Source organism: Edwardsiella ictaluri ATCC 33202, assembly GCF_000264785.1.
GTDB lineage: Bacteria > Pseudomonadota > Gammaproteobacteria > Enterobacterales > Enterobacteriaceae > Edwardsiella > Edwardsiella ictaluri.
In genome coordinates this window covers 129765-151191 of record NZ_AFJI01000113.1, presented here as the reverse complement: position 1 = coordinate 151191, position 21427 = coordinate 129765, and the positions used below count along the sequence as shown (strand labels likewise).

17 protein-coding genes are annotated in these 21427 nt (G+C 58.7%); 7 read left to right on the top strand and 10 right to left on the bottom strand.

The window, feature by feature from the left end:
- Positions 1–114 precede the first annotated feature (114 nt).
- Genes EIEH_RS16705 through EIEH_RS16695 form a run of 3 tightly spaced genes read left to right on the top strand, consistent with a single transcriptional unit; the run spans position 115 to position 2151 of the window.
- Positions 115–714: a HutD/Ves family protein gene (locus EIEH_RS16705; RefSeq protein WP_015870529.1), complete on the top strand. Its 600-nt coding sequence runs from the start codon at positions 115–117 to the stop codon at positions 712–714.
- Between the two features lie 40 nt (positions 715–754).
- Positions 755–1672, top strand: a complete 918-nt coding sequence (locus tag EIEH_RS16700) for an SPFH domain-containing protein (protein WP_015870528.1) — start codon at positions 755–757, stop codon at positions 1670–1672.
- On the top strand, positions 1669–2151 hold the full coding sequence (locus EIEH_RS16695; RefSeq protein WP_015870527.1) for an NfeD family protein: 483 nt from the start codon (positions 1669–1671) through the stop codon (positions 2149–2151). The genes EIEH_RS16700 and EIEH_RS16695 overlap by 4 nt, the downstream gene beginning before the upstream one ends.
- Here the strand turns inward: EIEH_RS16695 and cueR are convergent.
- Positions 2105–2518 carry a Cu(I)-responsive transcriptional regulator gene (cueR, locus tag EIEH_RS16690; protein ID WP_015870526.1) on the bottom strand — a complete coding sequence of 138 codons (414 nt, stop codon included), beginning with the start codon at positions 2516–2518 and terminating at the stop codon, positions 2105–2107. The genes EIEH_RS16695 and cueR overlap by 47 nt on opposite strands.
- Before the next feature lie 121 nt (positions 2519–2639).
- Between cueR and copA the strand changes: the two genes are divergently transcribed.
- The 4 genes from copA (at position 2640) to ybaK (ending at position 8539) form a co-directional block, all read left to right on the top strand.
- Positions 2640–5378 (top strand): copper-exporting P-type ATPase CopA, encoded by a 2739-nt coding sequence (gene copA / locus EIEH_RS16685; protein WP_015870525.1) that lies wholly within the window; start codon positions 2640–2642, stop codon positions 5376–5378.
- Between the two features lie 127 nt (positions 5379–5505).
- A complete protein-coding gene (locus EIEH_RS16680) occupies positions 5506–6318 on the top strand; it encodes a TraB/GumN family protein (RefSeq protein WP_015870524.1) in 813 nt (270 codons plus the stop codon).
- A gap of 662 nt (positions 6319–6980) precedes the next feature.
- Positions 6981–7732 (top strand): IS5 family transposase gene (locus EIEH_RS18675; RefSeq protein ID WP_107775177.1). Its coding sequence is split into 2 segments (ribosomal slippage): positions 6981–7257 and positions 7257–7732, totalling 753 coding nucleotides; the frame shifts between segments, so codons are not numbered across the junction.
- A 321-nt stretch (positions 7733–8053) separates the two neighbouring features.
- Entirely contained in the window at positions 8054–8539 is a 486-nt protein-coding gene (gene ybaK, locus EIEH_RS16670; protein ID WP_015870521.1) for a Cys-tRNA(Pro)/Cys-tRNA(Cys) deacylase YbaK, read from the top strand.
- Positions 8540–8625: 86 nt separating this feature from the next.
- Here ybaK and ushA read toward each other — a convergent pair whose 3' ends face one another.
- From ushA to htpG, 9 genes are all read right to left on the bottom strand, one after another.
- On the bottom strand, positions 8626–10284 hold the full coding sequence (gene ushA / locus EIEH_RS16665) for a bifunctional UDP-sugar hydrolase/5'-nucleotidase UshA (RefSeq protein WP_015870520.1): 1659 nt from the start codon (positions 10282–10284) through the stop codon (positions 8626–8628).
- Between the two features lie 196 nt (positions 10285–10480).
- Positions 10481–11548, bottom strand: a complete 1068-nt coding sequence (locus EIEH_RS16660) for a fimbrial protein (RefSeq protein ID WP_015870519.1) — start codon at positions 11546–11548, stop codon at positions 10481–10483.
- Between the two features lie 12 nt (positions 11549–11560).
- Positions 11561–14152, bottom strand: coding sequence for a fimbria/pilus outer membrane usher protein (locus EIEH_RS16655; protein ID WP_015870518.1), 2592 nt, complete (start codon positions 14150–14152; stop codon positions 11561–11563).
- Between the two features lie 14 nt (positions 14153–14166).
- Positions 14167–14853, bottom strand: coding sequence for a fimbrial biogenesis chaperone (locus EIEH_RS16650; protein WP_015870517.1), 687 nt, complete (start codon positions 14851–14853; stop codon positions 14167–14169).
- Positions 14854–14901: 48 nt separating this feature from the next.
- A complete protein-coding gene (locus EIEH_RS16645; RefSeq protein WP_015870516.1) occupies positions 14902–15435 on the bottom strand; it encodes a fimbrial protein in 534 nt (177 codons plus the stop codon).
- Positions 15436–16116: 681 nt separating this feature from the next.
- Positions 16117–17418, bottom strand: a complete 1302-nt coding sequence (locus EIEH_RS16640; RefSeq protein ID WP_015870513.1) for an inosine/guanosine kinase — start codon at positions 17416–17418, stop codon at positions 16117–16119.
- 72 nt (positions 17419–17490) lie between these two features.
- A complete protein-coding gene (hemH, locus tag EIEH_RS16635) occupies positions 17491–18459 on the bottom strand; it encodes a ferrochelatase (RefSeq protein WP_015870512.1) in 969 nt (322 codons plus the stop codon).
- 141 nt (positions 18460–18600) lie between these two features.
- Positions 18601–19245, bottom strand: a complete 645-nt coding sequence (adk, locus tag EIEH_RS16630) for an adenylate kinase (RefSeq protein WP_015870511.1) — start codon at positions 19243–19245, stop codon at positions 18601–18603.
- Positions 19246–19453: 208 nt separating this feature from the next.
- Positions 19454–21325, bottom strand: coding sequence for a molecular chaperone HtpG (gene htpG / locus EIEH_RS16625; RefSeq protein ID WP_015870510.1), 1872 nt, complete (start codon positions 21323–21325; stop codon positions 19454–19456).
- Positions 21326–21427 lie beyond the last annotated feature (102 nt).

The following is a 21427-nucleotide window of genomic DNA, read 5'->3' as shown; positions in this document are numbered from 1 at the left end:
CGTGCCATTGCCCACAAAATAGCTATACATTATAGATGGGCATGGATGGGCGCCGAGGGCGCTCCACAGACTACAGTTATGCCGCCGTGCGGCCCGTTTACAGGACAGACAGCGATGACCCCGTGGCAGATTCACCGGTTAGGCGACTACCAAAGCATGCCCTGGCACAACGGTCAGGGTACCACGCGTGAAATCATGCGGGAGGACAATGCCAGCGGTTCCCGCTTTCGCTGGCGGCTCTCCATGGCCGACATCACCTGCGACGCCCCCTTCTCCGCCTATGGCGGCTATCAGCGGATCCTTTCGCTGCTTGAGGGGCCAGGGCTGAGACTGACCATTGATGGTTCAGCGCAGCAGCCGCTGCGCGGCAATGGTATCGTGCGCTTCTCTGGCGATAGTCGGGTCAGCAGCCAACTGTGTGATGGCCCGGTGCGCGATCTCAACCTGATTTACGACCCGCGCCACTACGGCGCGCGACTGCAGTGGCTGGATATTCGCCCCACTATGCCTCCATTGCGTTGTCACGCCAGCACGATCCTACTGTTTTGCCGCCAGGGCGACCTGTCGCTGACACCGCTCGGCGCCGCGGCTTCACTGCAGCTGACGCGTTATGACAGCGCCATCCTGCAAACGCCCTGTCCGCAGACCCACAGCGTGGATATCCGCGGCCACGGCCAGCTGGGCGTTTTTGAACTGACGGCGTTCCCGGACTAGGCCGCGCAGCCCCTCAGTCCGCCAACTCAAGGAGAAATCTATGCTCACAGTCTTTCCGGTACTGGTAATCGTCGCCCTGATTATCGTCTGGTCGGCGATAAAGATCGTCCCTCAGGGCTATCAGTGGACCGTTGAACGCTTTGGCCGCTACACCCGCCCCCTGATGCCGGGACTGAATCTGGTGATCCCGTTCATGGATCGTATTGGCCGTAAAATCAACATGATGGAACAGGTTCTGGATATCCCCTCCCAAGAGGTGATCTCCAAAGACAACGCCAATGTCACCATCGATGCCGTCTGCTTTATTCAGGTTATAGATCCGGCACGGGCCGCCTATGAGGTGAGTAATCTCGATCTGGCCATCATCAACCTGACCATGACCAACATCCGCACCGTACTCGGCTCCATGGAGCTCGATGAAATGCTTTCCCAGCGGGACCTGATCAATAGCCGCCTGCTGCAGATTGTCGATGAGGCCACCAATCCCTGGGGGATCAAAGTGACCCGTATTGAAATCCGCGACGTGCGCCCACCGGCCGAGCTAATCGCCTCCATGAATGCCCAGATGAAGGCCGAACGTACCAAGCGCGCCGATATTCTGGAGGCCGAGGGGGTGCGTCAGGCCGCGATTCTGCGCGCGGAGGGGGAGAAACAGTCACAGATCCTCAAGGCAGAGGGGGAGCGCCAGTCCGCTTTCCTGCAGGCGGAGGCGCGCGAGCGCGCAGCCCAGGCCGAGGCCCAGGCCACCGCCATGGTGTCGGAGGCCATCGCTGCCGGTAATCTGCAGGCCATCAACTATTTTGTCGCCCAGAGGTATACCGAAGCGCTGCAGCGTATCGGGGAGTCGAATAACAGCAAGGTGATCATGATGCCGCTGGAGGCCAGCAGCCTGCTGGGCGCTGTCGGCGGGATCAGCGAGCTGCTGCGTTCGGACAGCAATAAGGATTGCCAGCCATGATGGCCTATCTGCTGCAGAACCCCCACGGTCTGTGGTTAACGCTGGGGGGACTGCTGCTGGCTGCCGAGCTGCTCGGTGCCGGGGGCTATGCCCTGTGGAGCGGCTGCGCTGCCCTGCTGGTCGGCCTGCTGCACTGGCTGTGGCCGTTTGGCTGGGAGGCTCAGCTCACCCTGTTCGCCCTGCTGACGGTGATCAGCGCCCTGCTGTGGTGGCGCTGGCAGCGCCGCGGTGCGGCGGAAGAGGCAGCGGACAGCACCCTCAACCAGCGCGGTCGCCAGCTGATCGGTCAACGGGCGCTCCTGGAACAGCCCCTGGTCAACGGCCATGGACGCCTGCGCCTCGGCGACAGCAGCTGGCGCGTCACCTGTGCCCAGGATCTGCCCGCTGGACAGTGCGTTCAGGTGCGCGCCGTCAGCGGCATCACGCTGGAAGTTATCCCCTGTGCCCCGCCCCGCGACAGCAGCCGGCCAGATCGTTAATGATCGGGCAATCGGCGCTGTCGTCGCCGGGGCAGGCCTGTGCCAGTGCCGCCAGCCGGTCACGCATCGCCTGTAGATCGCGGATGTGCACCTCTATCTCCGCCACCTTTTGCAGGGTGCGCTGTTTTACCTCGGCACTGTGGCGGTGCTCGTCGTGGAACAGCACCACCAGCTCCCGGCACTCCTCCAGCGTAAAGCCGACCTGACGCGCCTGACGCAGCAGCGTCAGCTCCTCCAGCTGGGTCGCCGCATAGTGGCGATAGCCGTTCTCCCCGCGCAGCGGCGGCGTCACCAGCCCTTTCTCTTCATAAAAGCGGATGGCCTTGCTGCTCAGGCCGGTTTTTTTCGCCACTTCACTAATATTCACCCGTCCCCCTTGACCTTAACCTTGCGGGAAGGTTTAAGCTTAACCGTAATTGAAGGGGACGCCAACCGGCAGGCTATCGCGCCGCACCCTGAGCGTAACCATTTGCGAGAGAGGTTTCATCATGTCACAGACACAGCTGTTCGCCCTGCAGGGGCTTTCCTGCATGAACTGCGCTAAAAAAGTAAAAAATGCGCTGGAGGCCCGTCCCGACGTCGAGAAGGCCATCGTCAATACGCCGCGCTATGCCCGGGTGATCGGCAGCGCCAGCGCTACTGATATTATTCAGAGCGTCGGGCAAGCGGGTTACCAGGCATCGCCGGCCGGCGATGCCGACATCCGCCTCAGCCTCAGCGATCTGAGCTGTGGCCACTGCATCGCCAGCGTCACCCAGGCGTTGGAGGCCGTGCCTGGCGTTGACGCCGCCATGGTGACCCTCACCCAGGCCGACATCTATGGCCAGGCTGACAGCGCAGCGCTTATCGCCGCCATACAGCAGGCCGGCTACCAGGCGCAGGCCGTGGAGGGTGCACACCCAAAATCTGAGCCGCTGCCCAGCACTGATGTTGCGATGCCGGAAACCCAGGCAGCGGCTCTCGACCCCACTCCGGCCTCCGTCGACATCGTACCGCACACCGACAACGACGACGGCGACAGCGTGCAGCTATTGCTCGACGGCATGAGCTGCGCCAGCTGCGTGCTGAAAGTACAAAACGCCCTGCAGGCGGTGCCCGGCGTAGCGCATGCCCGGGTCAATCTGGCCGAACGCAGCGCGCTGGTCAGCGGCCACGGCGATCCGCGGGCGCTGATCAGCGCCGTACAGAAAGCCGGCTACGGCGCGGAGATAATCCAAGATGAGGTGCTGCGCCGCGCCCGTCAGCATGAGAGCGCACAGAAAGCCGTGCGCGCCTTCCGCTGGCAGGCCGCCGTGGCGCTGGGGCTCGGTCTGCCGCTGATGGCCTGGGGGCTGTTCGGCGGCTCGATGACCTTGACCGAGCACAGCCAGATACCCTGGCTTATCGTCGGGATCGCCACCCTGGCGGTGATGATCGGCGCCGGTGGCCACTTCTATCGTAACGCCTGGCGCAGCCTGCTCAACGGCAGCGCCACCATGGATACGCTGGTCGCGCTGGGCACCGGTGCTGCCTGGCTGTACTCCATCAGCGTTAACCTGTGGCCACAGATTTTTCCGCCAGAGGCACGCCACCTCTACTATGAGGCCAGCGCGATGATCATCGGCCTGATCAATCTGGGACACGCGATGGAGGCGCGGGCGCGCCAACGCTCCTCCAGCGCCCTGGAGCGACTGTTGGATCTGACGCCGCCGACTGCTCGCCTGGTGACGGACGAGGGTGAGAAGAACGTGCCGTTAACCGAGGTGCAGCTGGGAATGACCCTGCGCCTGGTCACCGGCGATCGGGTACCGGTCGACGGCGAGATCCTCTCCGGCGAGGCCTGGCTGGATGAGGCCATGCTGACCGGCGAGCCCATTGCGCAGCAAAAGGGCGTCGGCGATCGGGTGCACGCCGGCACTGTGGTTACCGATGGCAGCGTGCTGTTCCGCGCCGCCGCCATCGGCAGCCAGACTACGCTGGCCCGCATCATTAAGCTGGTCCGCCAGGCCCAGAGCAGTAAACCGGCCATCGGCCAGCTGGCGGATCGCATCTCCGCCATCTTTGTACCGACGGTGGTCGCCATTGCCGTCATCAGCGGGCTGATCTGGTTCTTCTTCGGCCCGCAGCCGCAGCTGGTCTATACCCTGGTGGTCGCCACGACGGTGCTGATCATCGCCTGTCCCTGCGCGCTGGGGCTGGCGACGCCGATGTCCATCATCTCCGGGGTCGGCCGCGCCGCCGAGCTGGGGGTTCTGGTGCGCGACGCCGATGCGCTGCAGCATGCCAGCGAGCTGGATACGCTGGTCTTCGATAAAACGGGTACCCTGACCGAAGGGATGCCCAAGGTGATCGCCGTCCATACGCTGGAGGGCATCGACGAAACGCAGGCCCTCCGCTGGGCCGCGGCGCTGGAGAGTGGCTCCAGCCACCCGCTGGCGCGCGCCGTCAGCGCCCGGGCCGAAGGGCAAACGCTGCCGCCGGTCACCCAGTTCCGCACCCTGCGCGGACTGGGGGTCAGCGGTGAAGCCGAGGGCCATACCCTGCTGCTGGGCAACGCGGCGCTGATGGCGGCGCAGGGGATCGACACCCACGCCCTGGATGCGCTGCTGGCGCAGCAGGCCAGCCAGGGCGCCACGCCGGTGCTGCTGGCGGTCGACGGTCGCGCCGCGGCGCTGCTGTCGATTCGCGATCCTCTGCGCAATGACAGCGTCGCTGCCCTACAGCGCCTGCACGGTATGGGCTACCGGCTGGTGATGCTGACGGGAGACAACCCACTCACCGCCCAGGCCATCGCGCACGAAGCAGGAATAGATCAGGTTATCGCCGGTGTGCTGCCGGAGGGCAAGGCGGAGGCCATCCGAGCACTACAGCAGGCGGGGCATAAGGTCGCCATGATCGGAGACGGTATTAACGATGCCCCGGCGCTGGCACAGGCGGACGTCGGCATCGCCATGGGCGGTGGCAGCGATATCGCCATCGAAACGGCGGCCATCACCCTGATGCGCCATAGCCTGAGCGGCGTGGCCGATGCGGTGGCGCTGTCGCGGGCCACGCTGCACAACATGAAGCAGAACCTGCTGGGCGCGTTTGTCTATAACACGCTGGGTATCCCGATCGCCGCCGGGATACTCTACCCATTGACCGGTACCCTGCTCAGCCCGGTGGTCGCCGGCGCCGCCATGGCGCTCTCCTCCATCACGGTGGTCAGCAATGCCAACCGCCTGCTGCGTTTTACCCCGAAGAACTAAGCCGCCTCTGAAGACAAAAAGCACCGGAAGCCGGTGCTTTTTTTTCGTCCTCAGGTAGCATGAAAGGATTACCGCACACTGTAACGGCGGCTGCCTGAATGCGGCGGTACGCCCTGCCGGAGGTATCATGTTCAACCGACTACGGCACCTGGCTGCCCGTTTCGGGCTGCTCCCGCCGCCACGTTATCCCTATCCTGCCCTTGATGTAAACCTGCGCAGCGGCGCCCGGTTGCATCTGGTTGCCAGCATTCACATGGGCAATGCCGCGATGTCACCGCTGCCGGAGCCGCTGATTCAGCGCGTACGTCAGGCGCAGGCACTGATTGTCGAGGCCGATATCACCCGCCCTGACAGCGATATCAGCAGCCCGCCCCAGACCCAACCACTCTCGGCGCGCCTGGACGCCGCGCGCTATGACGCCCTGAGCCAACGCTGCCGCGAAACCGGTCTGGCCGTAGAGCGCATTAATGACTTTCCCCTGTGGCACTGCGCGCTGCTGCTGCAGGCGCAGCAGGCGCAGCAGCTGGGGCTGTGCAGCGAGTTTGGCATCGACTGCCAGCTACTGAACTGCGCCCATGATGCGGGGCGGCCGATCGTAGAACTGGAGGGCGCCCATACCCAGCTGGAAATGCTGTACCGGCTCCCCGATCAGGGGCGTGATCTGCTGGATGATACCCTACGACACTGGCACAACAATGCCCGCCTGCTGCAGACGCTGATCGGCTGGTGGCTGGCACCCCCGGCAGTTCTGCAGACGCCACTGCCGATGACCTTTTGTCCGGAGCTGGCCAACGTACTGATGGCGCAGCGTAACCACGCCTGGCGCCAGCGTCTGATAGCCCTGCCACCGGGGCGATATGTGGTGGCCGTGGGCGCGCTGCACCTGTTTGGCAAGCAGGGGCTGCCGGATCTGCTGGCGCCCCATGCTCTGATGGCCTGAACCACCCCCTCTGGGGGTAAGCCTGTCCAGCAGCCAAGAGTCGGACAGAAGCCGCCACAGTCGATATCATCGACATCAGAAAATACCAGCAGGCGCCGCTTCACGTTTTCCAGGTGCTGCCAGCGCATGACACATCTTGATAATATCGTCACGCGTCGGCTGCAGACGCTCGCCAGGGCGATAGGGGTATGGGCTATCAGAGCGCGGATCATCACCCGATCTCCTGATAGGAACGCCGTTGCACCCAGTGATCTTTCATCATGTAATACCCGCCATCTCCCATTATATAACGCCGAACTATCCCGCCGACGGCATGACCACCTGCGTACGGAAAAACGCAGCGGATCGATTACTGGAGTAGGCAATATGTTCGAACCAGCGGATATGTTACTTAATGGTTCTCAGTGAGTATTTGTACTTGCATAAGGTCGCGAAAGCGGCCTTCGTTGTTTTGGCCGAGTCCACCGATTAATTACCGTACAAAGAATTATAAATGTATGTGAGAATGACAGAATGGAAACTATAATAGTATCAGAGGATTAGATGAGCGGATTTAGGGCCGCTAACAAAACCGAGTTGATTCGAATAACGCCAATCCCCACATAGTAGGCATGACACGAAAAATCATCAGTAAGCAGCTCTGGAAATCCTGACAGCCACTTCTGCCGCCCCAACTGCCTTCGTCACGGGGGGGTCACCCACACCTTGATGACGATGCCGTTCTCAACGGTATTCTGTTTGTCCTTACGACTGGGATACCCTGGGAGAACTTGCCCCAGTCGCTGGGTTTTGGCAGCGCAATGACGTGCTGGCGTCGCCTACGCGACTGGCAAGCTCAAGGCATCTGGCTGCGACTTCACGTGGCTCTGCTGACCCAGCTACACCAAGCGGGTCACATCGACTGGAGCAGAGCAAGCCTCGATGGCGCGAGCGTAGCCAGCCCCCGGGGGGCCAGGAAACAGGACGTAACCCGACAGACAGAGGAAAGCTGGGCAGTAAACGACACATAGTGGTGCAACGTCAGGGCATACCACTCGCCGTGCTTGTCTCTGGAGCCAATCGCCATGACTCGATAATGTTTGAGCCATTGTTGGATGCCCTCCCGGCGTTAGCAGGCAAGAGAGGGCGACCACGATATCGGCCTGACAAGCGACACGCAGACAAGGGGTATGATTTTCGCCGTTGCCGGGATTATCTGAGGCGACGGGGAATCAAGGCCCGTATTGCCCGGCGAGGCATTGATAGTCATGACCGCTTGGGTCGTTATCGCTGGGTTGTAGAGCGAACTCATGGTTGGTTAGCGGGTTTTGGCAAGCTGCGTATCCGTTTCGAACGGCGGCTGGATACCCATCTTGCATTGCTGACGCTGACTTGTGCTGTTATCTGCTTGCGCTTTGTTGAACGGTTTTGTTAGCGGCTCTAACTCGGTGGCCGGACTGATAATCAGACTGTTTGCCTGCCCCTCCGGGGGGCATATGCTACATACAGCGTATAAAAAAAGGCCAATATTGCTATTGGCCAGTCAAAGAGGAACTTCAGATATTATTATTCCGGGCGCCCCCCAAGGGGTGCCCGGTATCCTTTATAAGGTAGCAATCGCCAGGCCGCGCTGGCAACAGTTATCCACCGGAAGTAATCCAGACGCTCTCCCGCGGCACGCGATGCCGTCATCCGACGCTGGCCAACATTTTTGTATGATATATACTGGCGCAAAATGCATGATGAGGTCTTCCCAATGACGCCAGCCGTTCTGCTACTGGAAAAAAATAACATCGCTTTTTCCCTGCATGCCTATGAGCACGATCCCCATGAAACCAACTTCGGCGACGAAGTGGTACGCAAGCTGGGTCTGAGCGCCGATCGGGTCTATAAAACGCTGCTGGTCGCCCTGAACGGCGACAGCAAGAAACTCGCCGTCGCCGTCACGCCGGTCGCCACCCAGCTCGATCTCAAGAAGGTTGCCAAGGCATTCGGCGCCAAGAAGGCCGATATGGCCGACCCTGCGCTGGCTCAGCGCGTCACCGGTTATCTGGTCGGCGGCATCAGTCCGCTGGGGCAAAAAAAGCGTCTGCCGACGGTGATTGATGCGCCCGCCCGCCAGTTCGACACCATCTTTGTCTCCGGCGGCAAGCGCGGAGTAGACATTGAGCTGGCCGCCGCCGATCTCGCCGCCCTGCTGCAGGGAAGCTTTGCCGATATCGCCAAACGCGACGCGGCCTGAGACCGGCTTCGCGGCGATCAAAAACGGCATGCCGCGCATGCCGTTACAGAGATAAATACCGCTACGCACGGCGTGGGAAATGACGCTTAATTGCGATACACGATCTCGCCGTTCGGCTGATAGTCCGCCGCCTTGAGCGGTGAATGGCGCTGGATATAGTCCTTCAGCACTTCGGCGTCAATAAAACCGGTGTTCACGTAGCCCGGATACTGGGTCACATTGGGGTAATCATCGCCGCCGCTGGCATTAAAGCTCAGCAACGCTACGCGATAGATCCGGTCAGCCTGCAGCGGTTTCCCGCCAATCTTCACGTCGCTGACGCCCTGCTTGCCGTCCGCCGTCAGGCTCAGATTGGCAAACTGCGCATAGGCGCCGGAGTTGGGCTTTTTATTGGCGACGGCGCTCAGGTATTTCTCCAGCTCCGCACCGTTCATGTCGACATAGACTACGGCATTACCGAACGGCTGCACCTTAAGCACATCCTTATAGCTGATGTCACCGCTGTCTATCGAGTCGCGCACCCCGCCACCGCTCATTACGCCCAGGTCGGCATGGGTTCGCTCCATCTGCGCTGCCAGTAGCAGGCGCCCCATGTTGGTCTGCTCAAAACGGACCCTGCTGCGATCCCCCTCCAGACGCCCCTCTACACTGCCGATTTTCACCGCCAGCGCGGCCTGCCCCTGATCCTGATACGGCGCCAGCAGCTTCAGCATCACCTTATCCTGCGGGATCTCCTCGGTGTAATAGATCCGCGTCTCCGAACCGTCGGCCTGCTTCTCCTGCCGGTTGAGATTCACCGGGATCAGCTGGTAGCGCTGCAGGGTCAGCTCCCCGTTACGGAAGGTAAAGTCGGCCCGTCCAACATATTTACCCCATTCATGAGCCTGAACGATCCAGGTCCCGTTCTGGCGATCCGGCGCACAAGGCGTACCGGGGACATAATTCGCCTGCTTACGGTTTTCCTGTGCCATGCACACCGGATCCTGCGAGTGGCCGCCAACGATCATGTCGAGGTAGCCCGCCGGCAGCGCGCGCGCCATTTCAACATCGCCCGGGGCGTTGGAGCCATGCTTGCCGTTGTCATAGTGGCCCATGTGCGTCGCGGCGATCACCACGTCCGGCTTCTCGTTGGCCCGCAGCTGCTCTACCACGCCCTTGGCCTCCGCCGCCGGGGGGCGGAACTCGATATTCTTCAGGTATTCAGGGTTACCTATCTTGACCGTATCGTCGGTGGTCAGGCCGATCACCGCAATGCGGATCCCCTGGCGATCGAACATCTGATAGGGCTGAAACAGGCGCTTACCACTATCTTGCGCATAGATATTGGCCGACAGCAGCGGGAAGTCGGCCCACTTCTGCTGCTGACGCAGCACGTTCAGCGGATTGTCGAACTCGTGGTTGCCGATGGCCATTGCATCGTAGCCCACCAGATTCATACCGCGAAAATCGGGCTCGGCATCCTGCAGATCGGACTCCGGAACTCCGGTATTGATATCCCCCCCCGACAGCAGCAGCACGCTGCCGCCCTCAGCGGCAATCTCGGCACGCAGGCGATCCACCAGCGTTTTCTGGGCAGCCAGACCATATTCGCCCTGCTCGCTCTGCCAGAAGTGGCCGTGGTGATCGTTGGTATGCAGAATGGTCAGGTTATAGGTTTTATCTTTTTCCCAGGCCAGCGACCAGCCTGGCGTCAGCGCCAGCGTTAGTGCTATCGCGCAGGCGGCACCCCGATAGGTAAATTTCATTGCCCTCTCTCCTTGTCACAATAACGCGCCACTCATGCCAGCCCCGGGGAGGCTCGGCGGCGAACATCCCTATCTTAACCTGAATCAGTCGGTGATTCTGTTGACAAATCAGCCATTTATTGTGACGTAACTCACCTAACAATGCATTAAAGACTCTAAAGGTTACACGCACTGCGCACCAAGACTGCATACCAGACTATTTAAAGGTGACGTCGACGTTGGCCGTCGCATGGAAGCGCCCCGCCGTCGGCCGATTGGTCAGCCATTTCAGGTTGGCGGTAAAGTTCTCGCTCACCTCATTCTGCTTATCCTGCAGTCGGCCGCCGAAATCGATATTACTCTGCAACGGGATCGGTGTAGTGCTGGTATCACCCGCCTTTGTCAGGAAAATCCCCACGCCCGGGTTGGTATCCGGCAGAATCAGCGACCGATCGCCAACGTCCGCCCTCAGGGTACTGAAGCTGGCCTGCAGCTGCTGCCCGCCGCACTCTCCGCCGCGCAGCGTCGCCTTGATACTGAATGGTATCTGGCGGGCGATAACGCCCGGACGCGCACCGGTGGCGCTCAGCGTACCGAAATCGATACTGTTGCCATGATTCGCCAGCACGCTGATCTGCGGGTTGCAGTGGGTCACCTGGATCTTATCCAACCCGGATATATAGGCGTTAAAATTGCCGTTGGGGCGCGCGTCCAAGCCGCCCACGCCGTCAATCTGAAACAGCGATGGCAGTCCCAGCGCCGGGAAACTACCCGCTGGCGGCGTTACGCCGGTGGCCTTGATGTACACCGAATAGCTGACGGTGACCGTACGCGATCTGGCGATACCACCGCCGTTGTTGGATGTCCCCTCGCCCAGATCGGGGCCGCTGGGCCGACCGCCGCTCTGTTTCATGTTAATCGCATCATAGTCGATACCATTGATCGAGACCCCAACCGACAGTGAACGGTGCAGGCTCCCAAACGCATCCTTTGGATTCCAGTAAATATAGGCATGTTCTCCCCTTCCGGTATTCCAGTTATCCCAGCAGGTAAAGGTGGTGCTAAAGTTCTGCGAGCGCCAAATCAGATTACCGGCGGTAAAGTCGGCGGCAGACAGGATAATCGGCCGCCCGATATCGATGCGCTGATAAATACTCCCAATGGGTACCCAGCTCCCTGCGTTACTGCCCTCCCGACAGGAGAGCGCGGATGCCTGACGGCTGATGCAGAGCCCCAGCAGCAGCAGCGTGAATACAAGCGCCTGTTTTATACTTAGGCCTTTCATTAATCCGTCACCTTATTGAATCTGACAGGGTAGAGAGAGTTCCTGGTAGCCCACCGTGGTATTCCGCATCGACAGATCGGACGGCAGCACCAGCGTGCACTGCTGGCCCGGCTGATTGCCCCAGCGCAGGGTCAGCCTCTCGCCCGGCTGCGCTCCGGATACATACAGATCGCCGTTAAGCCCCACGGTTCCGCTGTTACGTCCCTGCTGGTTAAAGACGCTGGCGCCAACCGCCGGGTAGCCGCCACCGTTGAGGTGGCTATGGATCAGTAGGCTCACGCCGTAAAACGTGTCAAAACGCACCTTCACAATAGCCTTCTCCGTCGGCACCACCTGCCTGCTGGCCACCGGCACATCCAAACCTGGCTCAAAGTCCTGCGTATGCAGCGCCACCGCGTTGAATCTGTATGGTGTCGCCGAGGGGACCACCGCATAGCCGAAGGGATCGATGGCCACGCCGCTCTGGTTATCCAGGCGAACGCCGCTGGCGTGCTTCGCCTCGACCAGAATGACCGTATTCTGCAGCGGCTGCGACAGCGTCACGCCGCCGGAGTGAAGCAATACGCCACCGGATAGCCCCAGCCCCAGCTGATTATAGCTGTTGCTGTAGCTATAGCTGCCGTCCAGGTTGCCATAGGCACCGCGGTAGTCCAGGTTCAGCGCGCTGCTCTGCCCCGCCGACGCGGTATGGCCGGTACTCAGGGCGTAGTTCAGCCGTTGATCGCTCAGCGCCGTTCCACTGATGCCGGTGTTATAGCTGTCCCCGCTCTGGCGGCTGTGGGTTCCGCTGACGTTCAGCGAGGCCGAATGATTGTCGCGTCCCCAGTTCAGCGGAATCGACACCGACAGGTTGATACTGCGATCGGCGTAGCCGTACTGGCTGCGCGTATCCTGCAGGTATACGCCATAGCTAATGCTCTTAATGGCATCGTTGTAGCCCAACTGGACGGTACGATCCCGGCCACCGCCGCCCCAGTAGCTCTGGCTGCTGACGTTGGCATACAACGTCGCCCCCTGCCACAGCTGCTGGTTAATGGAGACATCCACGCGCTCGCGCTTGTTGGCATAGCGCGGGGTATACACGCGATGTCGGTTGCGATTGTCCAGATCGGGGATCCCGGTCTGCCCATCGCCCGGGTTATAGTAGTTATTCTCGTATATCCCCTGCCGCCATCGGCTGCGCTCCTCTACCGCATCGGCAAAGTCATAATAGCCCGACGTCGCATAGCGATAGCCTGCCAGCTGTACGTTGGTGCCCATCTGGTTCAGGGACTTGGAGTAGAGAAAACGGTAGCTCTGCCCGCGGGCGCGCTCACCGTTGGCCAGCGTCGTATCGGAATAGGCACCATCAATGGAGATGGCGCCCCATTCGCCCATATTTTTGGCCATACCCAACGCGGCGGCGCGATAGTTATCCGCCACAATCAGTCCGCCATAGGGCGTCAGACCATAGGCAATGCCGCGCGCCAGCGTCCCCTGCATAAAGTTGGGGGTATAGCGGGTATCACCGCTCTGGTAGCGGCCCGCCGTCAGCTGATAGTTCCAGATCCCCTCACGCAGCATATTGGCGATGGAGGAGTAAGAGACGCTAAAGTGCTTACGGGTGCCGTCGGCCTCATTGACCGTCACCTGCAGGTCGCCACTGTTGGAGTGCGGGTAGATATCGCGGATCTCAAAAGCGCCCGGCGCCACGTTGGTGCTGTAAACCACATAGCCGTTCTGACGAATATCGACGCGGGCGTTGGTTGAGGCGATGCCGCGCACCACCGGGGCATAGCCGCGCAGGCTTTCGGGCAGCATATCATCCACGCTGGAAAGCTGGACGCCGCGAAACTGAATGCTATTAAAAACGGTATTATTGGTGCTGGCCTGCCCCAGTTGCACCCGACTACGCCAGGACGCGATATCCATCTCCGCCCAGGTAGCGATATTGTCCCACTGCGCCGACTGACCGCTGATTTTATTCATGGTCATATTATTGCGCAGGCGCCAGCGCCACAGATTAAGACCGTTATTCAGGGACAGAAAGGTATATTCGCTGTTTTGGCCACTCTGCTGCTGACTGCTGTTGCGGTTATAGTTCAGGCTGTAATTGCTAAAAGCAGCGTTGATCCCCTGATCGTACAGGGTCGTCGGGATATCGCCGCGCGCGTGCTGCACCAGCATAACCTGCGGCACGGAAAGGTCGATCTGCTGCACCGCCGGATCAAAGGAGAGCGTGCTACCCTTAACAGTGGCGGCCACGTCGACGCAGCTGCCCGGGGTTAGCGTATCGGGCAGTTTCACCCCATAGTTAAGCAGATCCTCCACCGTCAGGCAGGGCTGGGCAGCGGCGCCCTCTTTCGCCGTGAAACGGATAATTTTATTATCGACCTGCTGCTTGTTCAGGTAAATCGCAAACGGATACCCACCGGGCGGCAACGCGTTACCCTGTGCCACCGCCTGAGCGGCGTTGACATTTTCGCTGCCGTGAACGAATGACATGTTGAATTCGGCCCAGGCCGATGCGCTGCACCCCAGGGACAGGCTACCGGCGGCAAATGCCAGGCACATCCAGCGTGTCGGCTCTGTCTTCAGTGATCCTGTCCGTTGGTGTTGCGCCATCCCGCTTCTCTCCGTCAGTATACTGTCGCGTCCTTAACCTCAGTCCGGCCCCCAAAGTCATTGATGTAGCTGAAGGAGACTGTATTTCCGACGTGAGCTCCCGCCGGAATGGCGATCGCCAGGCGGCTGTGGGGGTTGACCATATTGGTATCTACCGCAATGGGCTTACCGTTGTTGCCCTGCATCTGTACAGAGCCAAAGGTGATGTGCAGCGGCCCGTCGTTGATGGCCAGTAACTGATGACCCGCTTTCTGCCAGCGCAGTTTACGAACCTGTTCATCCAGCGTGGTATGCAGCGAACCCGGGCGATAAAACAGCTTAATCCGCGTACGTACAGCAAGTTGTAATACATTTTCTTGCTTTGGCGTTGGCGGGATTTCCTGTACGTTCACCCACAGCAGTGTTTCCTGATCCTGCAGAAAACCCTGCCCGGAATAGATAAAACGTAAAATTGCCGATTTTTGCGCATCCAGTTTAACAATCGGTGGTACCACCACCATCGGTAACTTACTCTCTACCTTGGTGCTATCCCCGTTATCCAGCCATGTCTGCACCATATAGGCATCCACACTGTCATTGTGGATAGGCAGAGACGCTGACTTTTCATCGCCATTATAAATAACACGCGTAGCATCAACCTGAATTCCTGCATGGGCAGTAAAAGTGCTCACCAGTAATAATACGGCAACGATTCGGTTCATCTTATTCCTCTATACGAACCATCCCTGGCCGAATATTCCGACGAATAATTATTTATATTCGATGGTGAACGGACTGGTCGCGTTGGCCAGACCGGCGGTAACCGTATTAACATAAGAGCGATAGCGTGCCTGCAGGTTAAATATCGCTTTCTTATCGCTAACGACCGTCACCGTGGGCACATCACCCTGGCTCTGATCGGCGATCGGGAACGCTTTGCCGTTAACGTCCGTAATTTCAATACCCACGCCTTTCGCCGCCGCTGTTGCGCCACTACTGGAGACGGCCAGCAGGTCAGGATGACCGGCAACGGTGTTGCCATCGAAACGGACGGTGTAAGTTCCCGGCTCACACTGCTCCAGGTTAATCTGGAAAGCCTTGGATGCAGACTTATCGCCAACCGTTTTAAATGCGGAGGTCGGATATTTACCTAAATACACATTAATATTTTGAGAGTCGCTGCTTACTTGACAGGTAGAATTAACGATTTCACCTGTAAACTCAACTTTACCGTTAGCTGCACTTGCCTGGCCACTCACCGCGGCAGCGGCCAGAACCATAACAGGCAGTAAAAATTTTTTCATTATCATAACTCCGTTTATCAATTAAAAACACCCGCCTACCAGAGTGGCGCGAAACGAGGTTGTAAATATATTTTGCATGATGGAAAAGTAAAAAAAATAAAACTATTACAGACAATCAAGAAAATGCTCAGCGCATGTCAAAAAGACAATCAAAATAGATATAGCCTTATTAAAAATATCAAAAATCGGCACCGCGCAATTAACATAGAGCCATGCAAATCGCAACATTAAATATATTTTCAAGACATATGTCTACTTGCTTATATTATAATAAGGATATTTATTTTTATTAATGTAAAAGCTTGCGCAGAGAATAATTGTCCCATGGGAAACAGTAAAACCAATAAAAGTGATAAAAAATAAATAATTGATTAATTTTAAAGATAATTCCATTTGGTGGATGTTGATTAAATACAAAAAATAAATTAATTCATTATGTTACATCGTTATTTTATTTGTATGATATTATTGTCACCCAAGAAAATTGCTCTATGAATATGGTTGCGGAAAGTGAAAAGAGGTATTCCGCTTAGGGGAAATGAGAGCGTTTCTAGTCTTTTGCGCCCTATCTAGCCACTCACTCAGCGCAGATGGTGCCGCATGCTATCAAGAAAACGCCGGCACTGCGCCGGCGTATCATCTCTGTGAAATCCGCTCATCTGCCTGCGGGAGAGAGGCTATTCAGCGCTCCCAGTAGGACTCTTCCAGGCTGTCTTCCCGCTCGGGCAGACCCCGGGTCAGGCGCGGCGAATGCTGATTGAGCACCTGATAACTGACGCGATTGGCATATTTGCACACCTGCGCCAGCGAGGAGTAAGTCAGATAGCTACGCTGATGCTTACTGGAGTTAGGTACATTGGTACGGTGAAACTCATTAGCCGCGATATCGTGCAGCAACGCAGAGAGCGCACCATCTCCGGCGCCGTTGGTATTCATAATCTTCTCCGGCCCCCCCATATACGGCGCAATATGCGAGTAGATCCGGCACGGCGCTTCACACATGGCACGACGCATCGCCCGGCTGAACTCGTACAGATTGAACTCAGGGATCACCCCCGGCAACAGCGGATGCTGGGTTTTTCGCTTGCCGTCATCTTCGGTATAACCCGCCATATACAGGCCGACCGGACCGGCGGTGCACAGCACCAGATCCACCCACTCCAGCGCCCGGTCTGAAGCCGCCAGCGGATCGGACAGCCCGGTCAGCTCCTGGGCCTCTTCTTCGTTCATCGCCACAATGGTGACATGATCGCGCAGGAAATCGCGCCAGAACTGCGGATCGTCGGCGATCACATACTTGGTACCCAGAGTCAGTACCACCGGAACATGGTGTTTTTTGGCATAGGCGATCGCCTGCATGGTCGCATCGCGCATCGGTTCGCCCGGCTTACAGCGCACCAGATAGGCCGTCAGCACCAGCGCGGAGGCCCCGGCGATCACCGCCTCGGGAATGCTTTCCGGACGCAGCTGGTTCATCATGCCCGGGCTGATGGCAAAGGTACGCTCGCCGTTATCGGTGATCAGGGTAAAACAGCGACCGATAGGACCATCGACGCCCTGCAAGTGGTCCAGATCGGTGCGGCTTGAGGTGTTACACAGATAGCGGTAGGCATAGCTGCCGATTTTAACGTTTTCACACATCACCCCCAACAGAACCGAGCGATCGTCGGCCAGTACGGAGTAGTTGTGCAGGGTATTGCCGATCGTGCCCCCAGCAAACTCATGGGTAATCAGCTTACTGTCACACAGCTCCTGGTACAGCGCTTCGGCGACATCATCCTCGATCACCAGAGAGTGCCCTTGGCTCAGACCATAGCGGGCGATAAACGCCTCATCCACCTTGGCCTCAATATCCACCAGCGTCTGATCGATACCCACAACGTAGGCTTTATCAATTTCATTATGCTGCGTCTTTTGCAGCAGCGGATCGCGGGCATTAACCGGGAAATAGTGTTTAGACTTGCGTTGACCGGGGAATTTCATCTGAGTTATCGGCAAAAAGAAAAGGGAGCGGGCTAGAATAGCACACTCCCCCCGGCCTCGTCAGCGGGCATCCTACGCTGGCGTCGCCGCGACCAGCTGCTGCAGCAGCGTTATCTGCATGTCGTCATCGTTCAGCGCCGGAATATAGGCAAAATGGTGGCCGCCAGCAGCCAAAAAGGCCTCACGATTCTGTACCGCGATCTCCTCCAGCGTCTCCAGGCAATCGGCGGCAAAACCGGGACAAATCACTTGCAAATGACGCACACCACCGGTGGCCAGGGCGACCACGGTCTCATCGGTATAGGGTGTCAGCCAAGGCTCCCGGCCAAAGCGCGACTGAAAGCTGACGGCATACTGGGACGGCATCAGCCCTAACGCCTGAACCACCGCCTGCGTGGTCGCCAGGCAGCGTTGCGGATAATCATCCCCTTCAGCGGCATAGCGCTGCGGAATGCCGTGGTAGGAAAACAGCAATATGTCAGGCTGTCCGTGTTCAGCTATGCTGCAGCGGATACGCTGACACAGCGCGGCAATATAGGCCGGGTGCTGCGCGTAGTCGCGCACGAAGCGCAGTGCCGGTATACACCGCTGCCGTGCCAGCCAGGCCGCCACACCGTCAAACACGGCGGCGCTGGTCGAACAGGAGTACTGTGGATACAGCGGAACCACCGTCAGCTGGGTCACCCCCGCGTCGGACAGCGCGGACAGCGCGCGGTCCAGCGACGGCTCACCGTAGCTCATACCCAGCACAACCGGGATCGCCTCGCCCAGACGCGCCTGCAGCCCGTCGCACAGGCGTTGGCTATAGTACAACAGCGGCGACCCCTGCGCCGTCCAGATAGACTGATACAGACGGGCGACCCGCGGCGCCCGGCGCGGCAGGATAAGCCCACGCAGCAGCGGCTGCCACTGCCAGGATGGCAGATCCACCACCCGCCGATCGCTAAGAAACTCCGCCAGGTAGGCCTTGACCGCCGCAGGCGTCGCCGCCGACGGTGTGCCCAGATTCACCAGCAGTACCCCATGTTTTTCTGCCATCATCTCTTCGCTCCCCCCATTCGCTTACCCCTATTGTAAAGGATAAACGGCGGCGTCCCACCAATCGCTGACATCGGCCGAGCACCCCGGATAACGGCGACAAAAAAGCGGCCCATCGGCCGCTTCATCGCGTGGCTTTCGGCATTAGCCCAGCACGTTTTCCAGCTCGGCGCGCACGCTATCGACGCTCTGGGTACCATCGATCTTCACATAGCGGGTATTGCCCGCCTGCGCTTCCTGGCCATAGTAGCCAATCAGCGGCGCGGTCTGCTGATGGTATTCAACCAGACGCTTACGCACGGTCTCTTCCTGATCGTCCTTACGGGTCATCAGATCTTCACCGGTCACGTCATCCTTACCTTCAACCTGCGGCGGGTTGAACTTAACGTGATAAACCCGCCCGGATCCCGGGTGAACGCGACGGCCAATGATGCGATCGACGATCAGTTCGTCCGGTACGGCAAACTCCAGAACATAATCGACGTTGATCCCGGCCTCTTTCATGGCATCCGCCTGCGGAATGGTGCGCGGGAAACCATCGAGCAGAAAACCGTTGTGGCAATCTTCCTGAGCGATACGCTCTTTGACCAGCGCGATAACCAGCTCATCGGTCACCAGCTTACCGGCGTCCATGATCGCTTTAGCCTGTTTGCCCAGCTCACTGCCTGCCTTCACCGCAGCGCGTAGCATGTCACCGGTGGAGATCTGCGGAATACCGTATTTCTCCATGATAAACTGTGCCTGTGTGCCCTTACCGGCGCCCGGAGCGCCCAGCAGAATAATACGCATCGCGTAATTCCCCTCAAATTATTACCTAAGATTTAAAAAACGCTAAACCTTACCATTATAACGGGCACCGGCTCAAGGCAACGCCATATGGCTGAAGCGTGAAACTGGTCGTTCGACGCAATTGCCGGTAAAAAACCCGCTTTCCGTCGGGCAGCGGCCAAACAGAAAGGGCGGCCCAGAGGCCGCCCTTTCACGCAATGACCGGCTATCAGGCCAGCAGCAGCGTGTTGATACGCTTGATGAACTGGTTAGGATCTTCCAGGCTGCCGCGCTCGGCGAGCAGAGCCTGATCCAGCAGCAGCTCAATCCACTGGGCAAAGCGCCCGTCATCCTGCAACTCCGCAGCGCGCTGTACCAGCGCATGCTCCGGATTGAGTTCGAAGATATACTTCACTTCCGGCGCCTGCTGTCCCGCGGCGGCAAACAACTTGGCCATCTGGGTCGTCATCTCATCGCCGTCGGTGCTGACCACCGCCGGCGTATCGGTCAGGCGATGCGTCAGGCGTACCGCCTTCACCCGCTCGCCCAGCAGGGTTTTCACCCGCTCAACGAACGGCTCCAGCGCTTTATCCGCCTCTTTCTGCGCATCGCTGTCCCCTTCGTCGGCCAGTTTCTCCAGCGTCTCATCCTTCTTACTGACAGACTGGAAGGACTTGGCATCGTACTCGGTCAGGTAGCTCATCATCCACTCATCGATACGCTCGGAGAGCAGCAGTACTTCGATGCCCTTCTTACGCAGCAGCTCCAGATGCGGGCTGCTGGCAGCGGCGGCATAGCTGTCGGCGGTGATGTAGTAAATCTTCTCCTGCCCTTCCTTCATGCGCCCGATGTAGTCGTCCAGCGACACGTTTTGCAATGCGCTGTCATTATGGGTGGAAGCAAAGCGCAACAGTTTGGCAATCGCTTCACGGTTGGCAGCATCCTCCGCCGGCCCCTCTTTCAGCACCAGGCCGAATTGTTGCCAGAAGGTCTGATAGGCTTCGGCATCATCCTTGGCCAGTTTTTCCAGCATCTGTAGCACGCGCTTGGTCAGCGCTGAACGCAGGTTCTGAGTGACGCGACTATCCTGCAACAGCTCACGCGAAACGTTGAGTGGCAGATCGTTAGAGTCCACCAGGCCACGCACAAAGCGCAGGTAGTTCGGCATAAACTGCTCGGCGTCGTCCATGATGAACACGCGCTGCACATACAGCTTCAGACCGTGCTGATGGTCGCGGTTAAACAGATCCCAGGGTGCCTTGGAGGGGATATACAGCAGGCTGGTGTACTCCTGTTTGCCCTCTACCCGGTTATGGCTCCAGGCCAGCGGATCGCTGAAGTCATGGGCGATGTGTTTATAGAACTCGTTATACTCTTCATCGCTGATATCCGCTTTATTGCGGGTCCACAGCGCCTGAGCCTTATTGATCTTCTCCCACTTCTTCTCGCCCTCTTCGCCCTCGCTGCTGAGGATCTCGACAGGCAGAGCGATATGGTCGGAGTACTTGCCGATGATGTTACGCAGCCGCCAGTCATCCAGGAAGTCATCCTCGCCCTCGCGCAGGTGCAGGGTGATCTCGGTGCCGCGATCGGCTTTCTCGATATCGGCGATGGTGTAGTCGCCCTCACCGGCAGACTCCCAGAATACCCCCTGATCAGCGCTGGCGCCGGCGGCGCGGGTACGGACGGTGACCTTATCCGCCACGATAAAGGCGGAGTAGAAGCCCACGCCAAACTGCCCGATAAGCTGGCTGTCTTTCGCCTGATCGGAGCCCATTGACTCCAGGAACGCTTTGGTACCGGACTTAGCGATGGTGCCAAGGTTCTCGATTACCTCATCGCGCGTCATACCGATGCCGTTATCGCTCAGCGTCAGGGTGCGGTTGTCGCGATCCACACTGACGCGCACGCGCAGCTCACCATCGCCCTGATACAGATCCGGGTTGGACAGCGCACGGAAGCGCAGTTTGTCAGCAGCATCGGACGCGTTGGAGATAAGCTCACGCAGGAAGATCTCTTTATTGGAGTAGAGTGAGTGGATCATCAGGTGCAGAAGCTGTTTCACCTCTGACTGGAAGCCACGGGTTTCTTGGCCTTTCATTATTCGCTTTTACCTCTCATCGATAACACGCAGATAAAATGGGTTATAGCGTTACAGATGGGGACCACAAATTCGCTTTTCAAGGGTAACAAAACAGATAAC

Bases quoted from the DNA above. Each gene is read 5' to 3' on its own strand.
- EIEH_RS16655 (WP_015870518.1), bottom strand. From the start codon at position 14,152: ATGGCGCAACACCAACGGACAGGATCACTGAAGACAGAGCCGACACGC.
- EIEH_RS16700 (WP_015870528.1), top strand. From the start codon at position 755: ATGCTCACAGTCTTTCCGGTACTGGTAATCGTCGCCCTGATTATCGTC.
- ushA (WP_015870520.1), bottom strand. From the start codon at position 10,284: ATGAAATTTACCTATCGGGGTGCCGCCTGCGCGATAGCACTAACGCTG.
- EIEH_RS16650 (WP_015870517.1), bottom strand. From the start codon at position 14,853: ATGAACCGAATCGTTGCCGTATTATTACTGGTGAGCACTTTTACTGCC.
- copA (WP_015870525.1), top strand. From the start codon at position 2,640: ATGTCACAGACACAGCTGTTCGCCCTGCAGGGGCTTTCCTGCATGAAC.
- EIEH_RS16645 (WP_015870516.1), bottom strand. From the start codon at position 15,435: ATGAAAAAATTTTTACTGCCTGTTATGGTTCTGGCCGCTGCCGCGGTG.
- adk (WP_015870511.1), bottom strand. From the start codon at position 19,245: ATGCGTATTATTCTGCTGGGCGCTCCGGGCGCCGGTAAGGGCACACAG.
- EIEH_RS16660 (WP_015870519.1), bottom strand. From the start codon at position 11,548: ATGAAAGGCCTAAGTATAAAACAGGCGCTTGTATTCACGCTGCTGCTG.
- EIEH_RS16640 (WP_015870513.1), bottom strand. From the start codon at position 17,418: ATGAAATTCCCCGGTCAACGCAAGTCTAAACACTATTTCCCGGTTAAT.
- htpG (WP_015870510.1), bottom strand. From the start codon at position 21,325: ATGAAAGGCCAAGAAACCCGTGGCTTCCAGTCAGAGGTGAAACAGCTT.
- EIEH_RS16705 (WP_015870529.1), top strand. From the start codon at position 115: ATGACCCCGTGGCAGATTCACCGGTTAGGCGACTACCAAAGCATGCCC.
- EIEH_RS16695 (WP_015870527.1), top strand. From the start codon at position 1,669: ATGATGGCCTATCTGCTGCAGAACCCCCACGGTCTGTGGTTAACGCTG.
- EIEH_RS16680 (WP_015870524.1), top strand. From the start codon at position 5,506: ATGTTCAACCGACTACGGCACCTGGCTGCCCGTTTCGGGCTGCTCCCG.
- hemH (WP_015870512.1), bottom strand. From the start codon at position 18,459: ATGATGGCAGAAAAACATGGGGTACTGCTGGTGAATCTGGGCACACCG.
- ybaK (WP_015870521.1), top strand. From the start codon at position 8,054: ATGACGCCAGCCGTTCTGCTACTGGAAAAAAATAACATCGCTTTTTCC.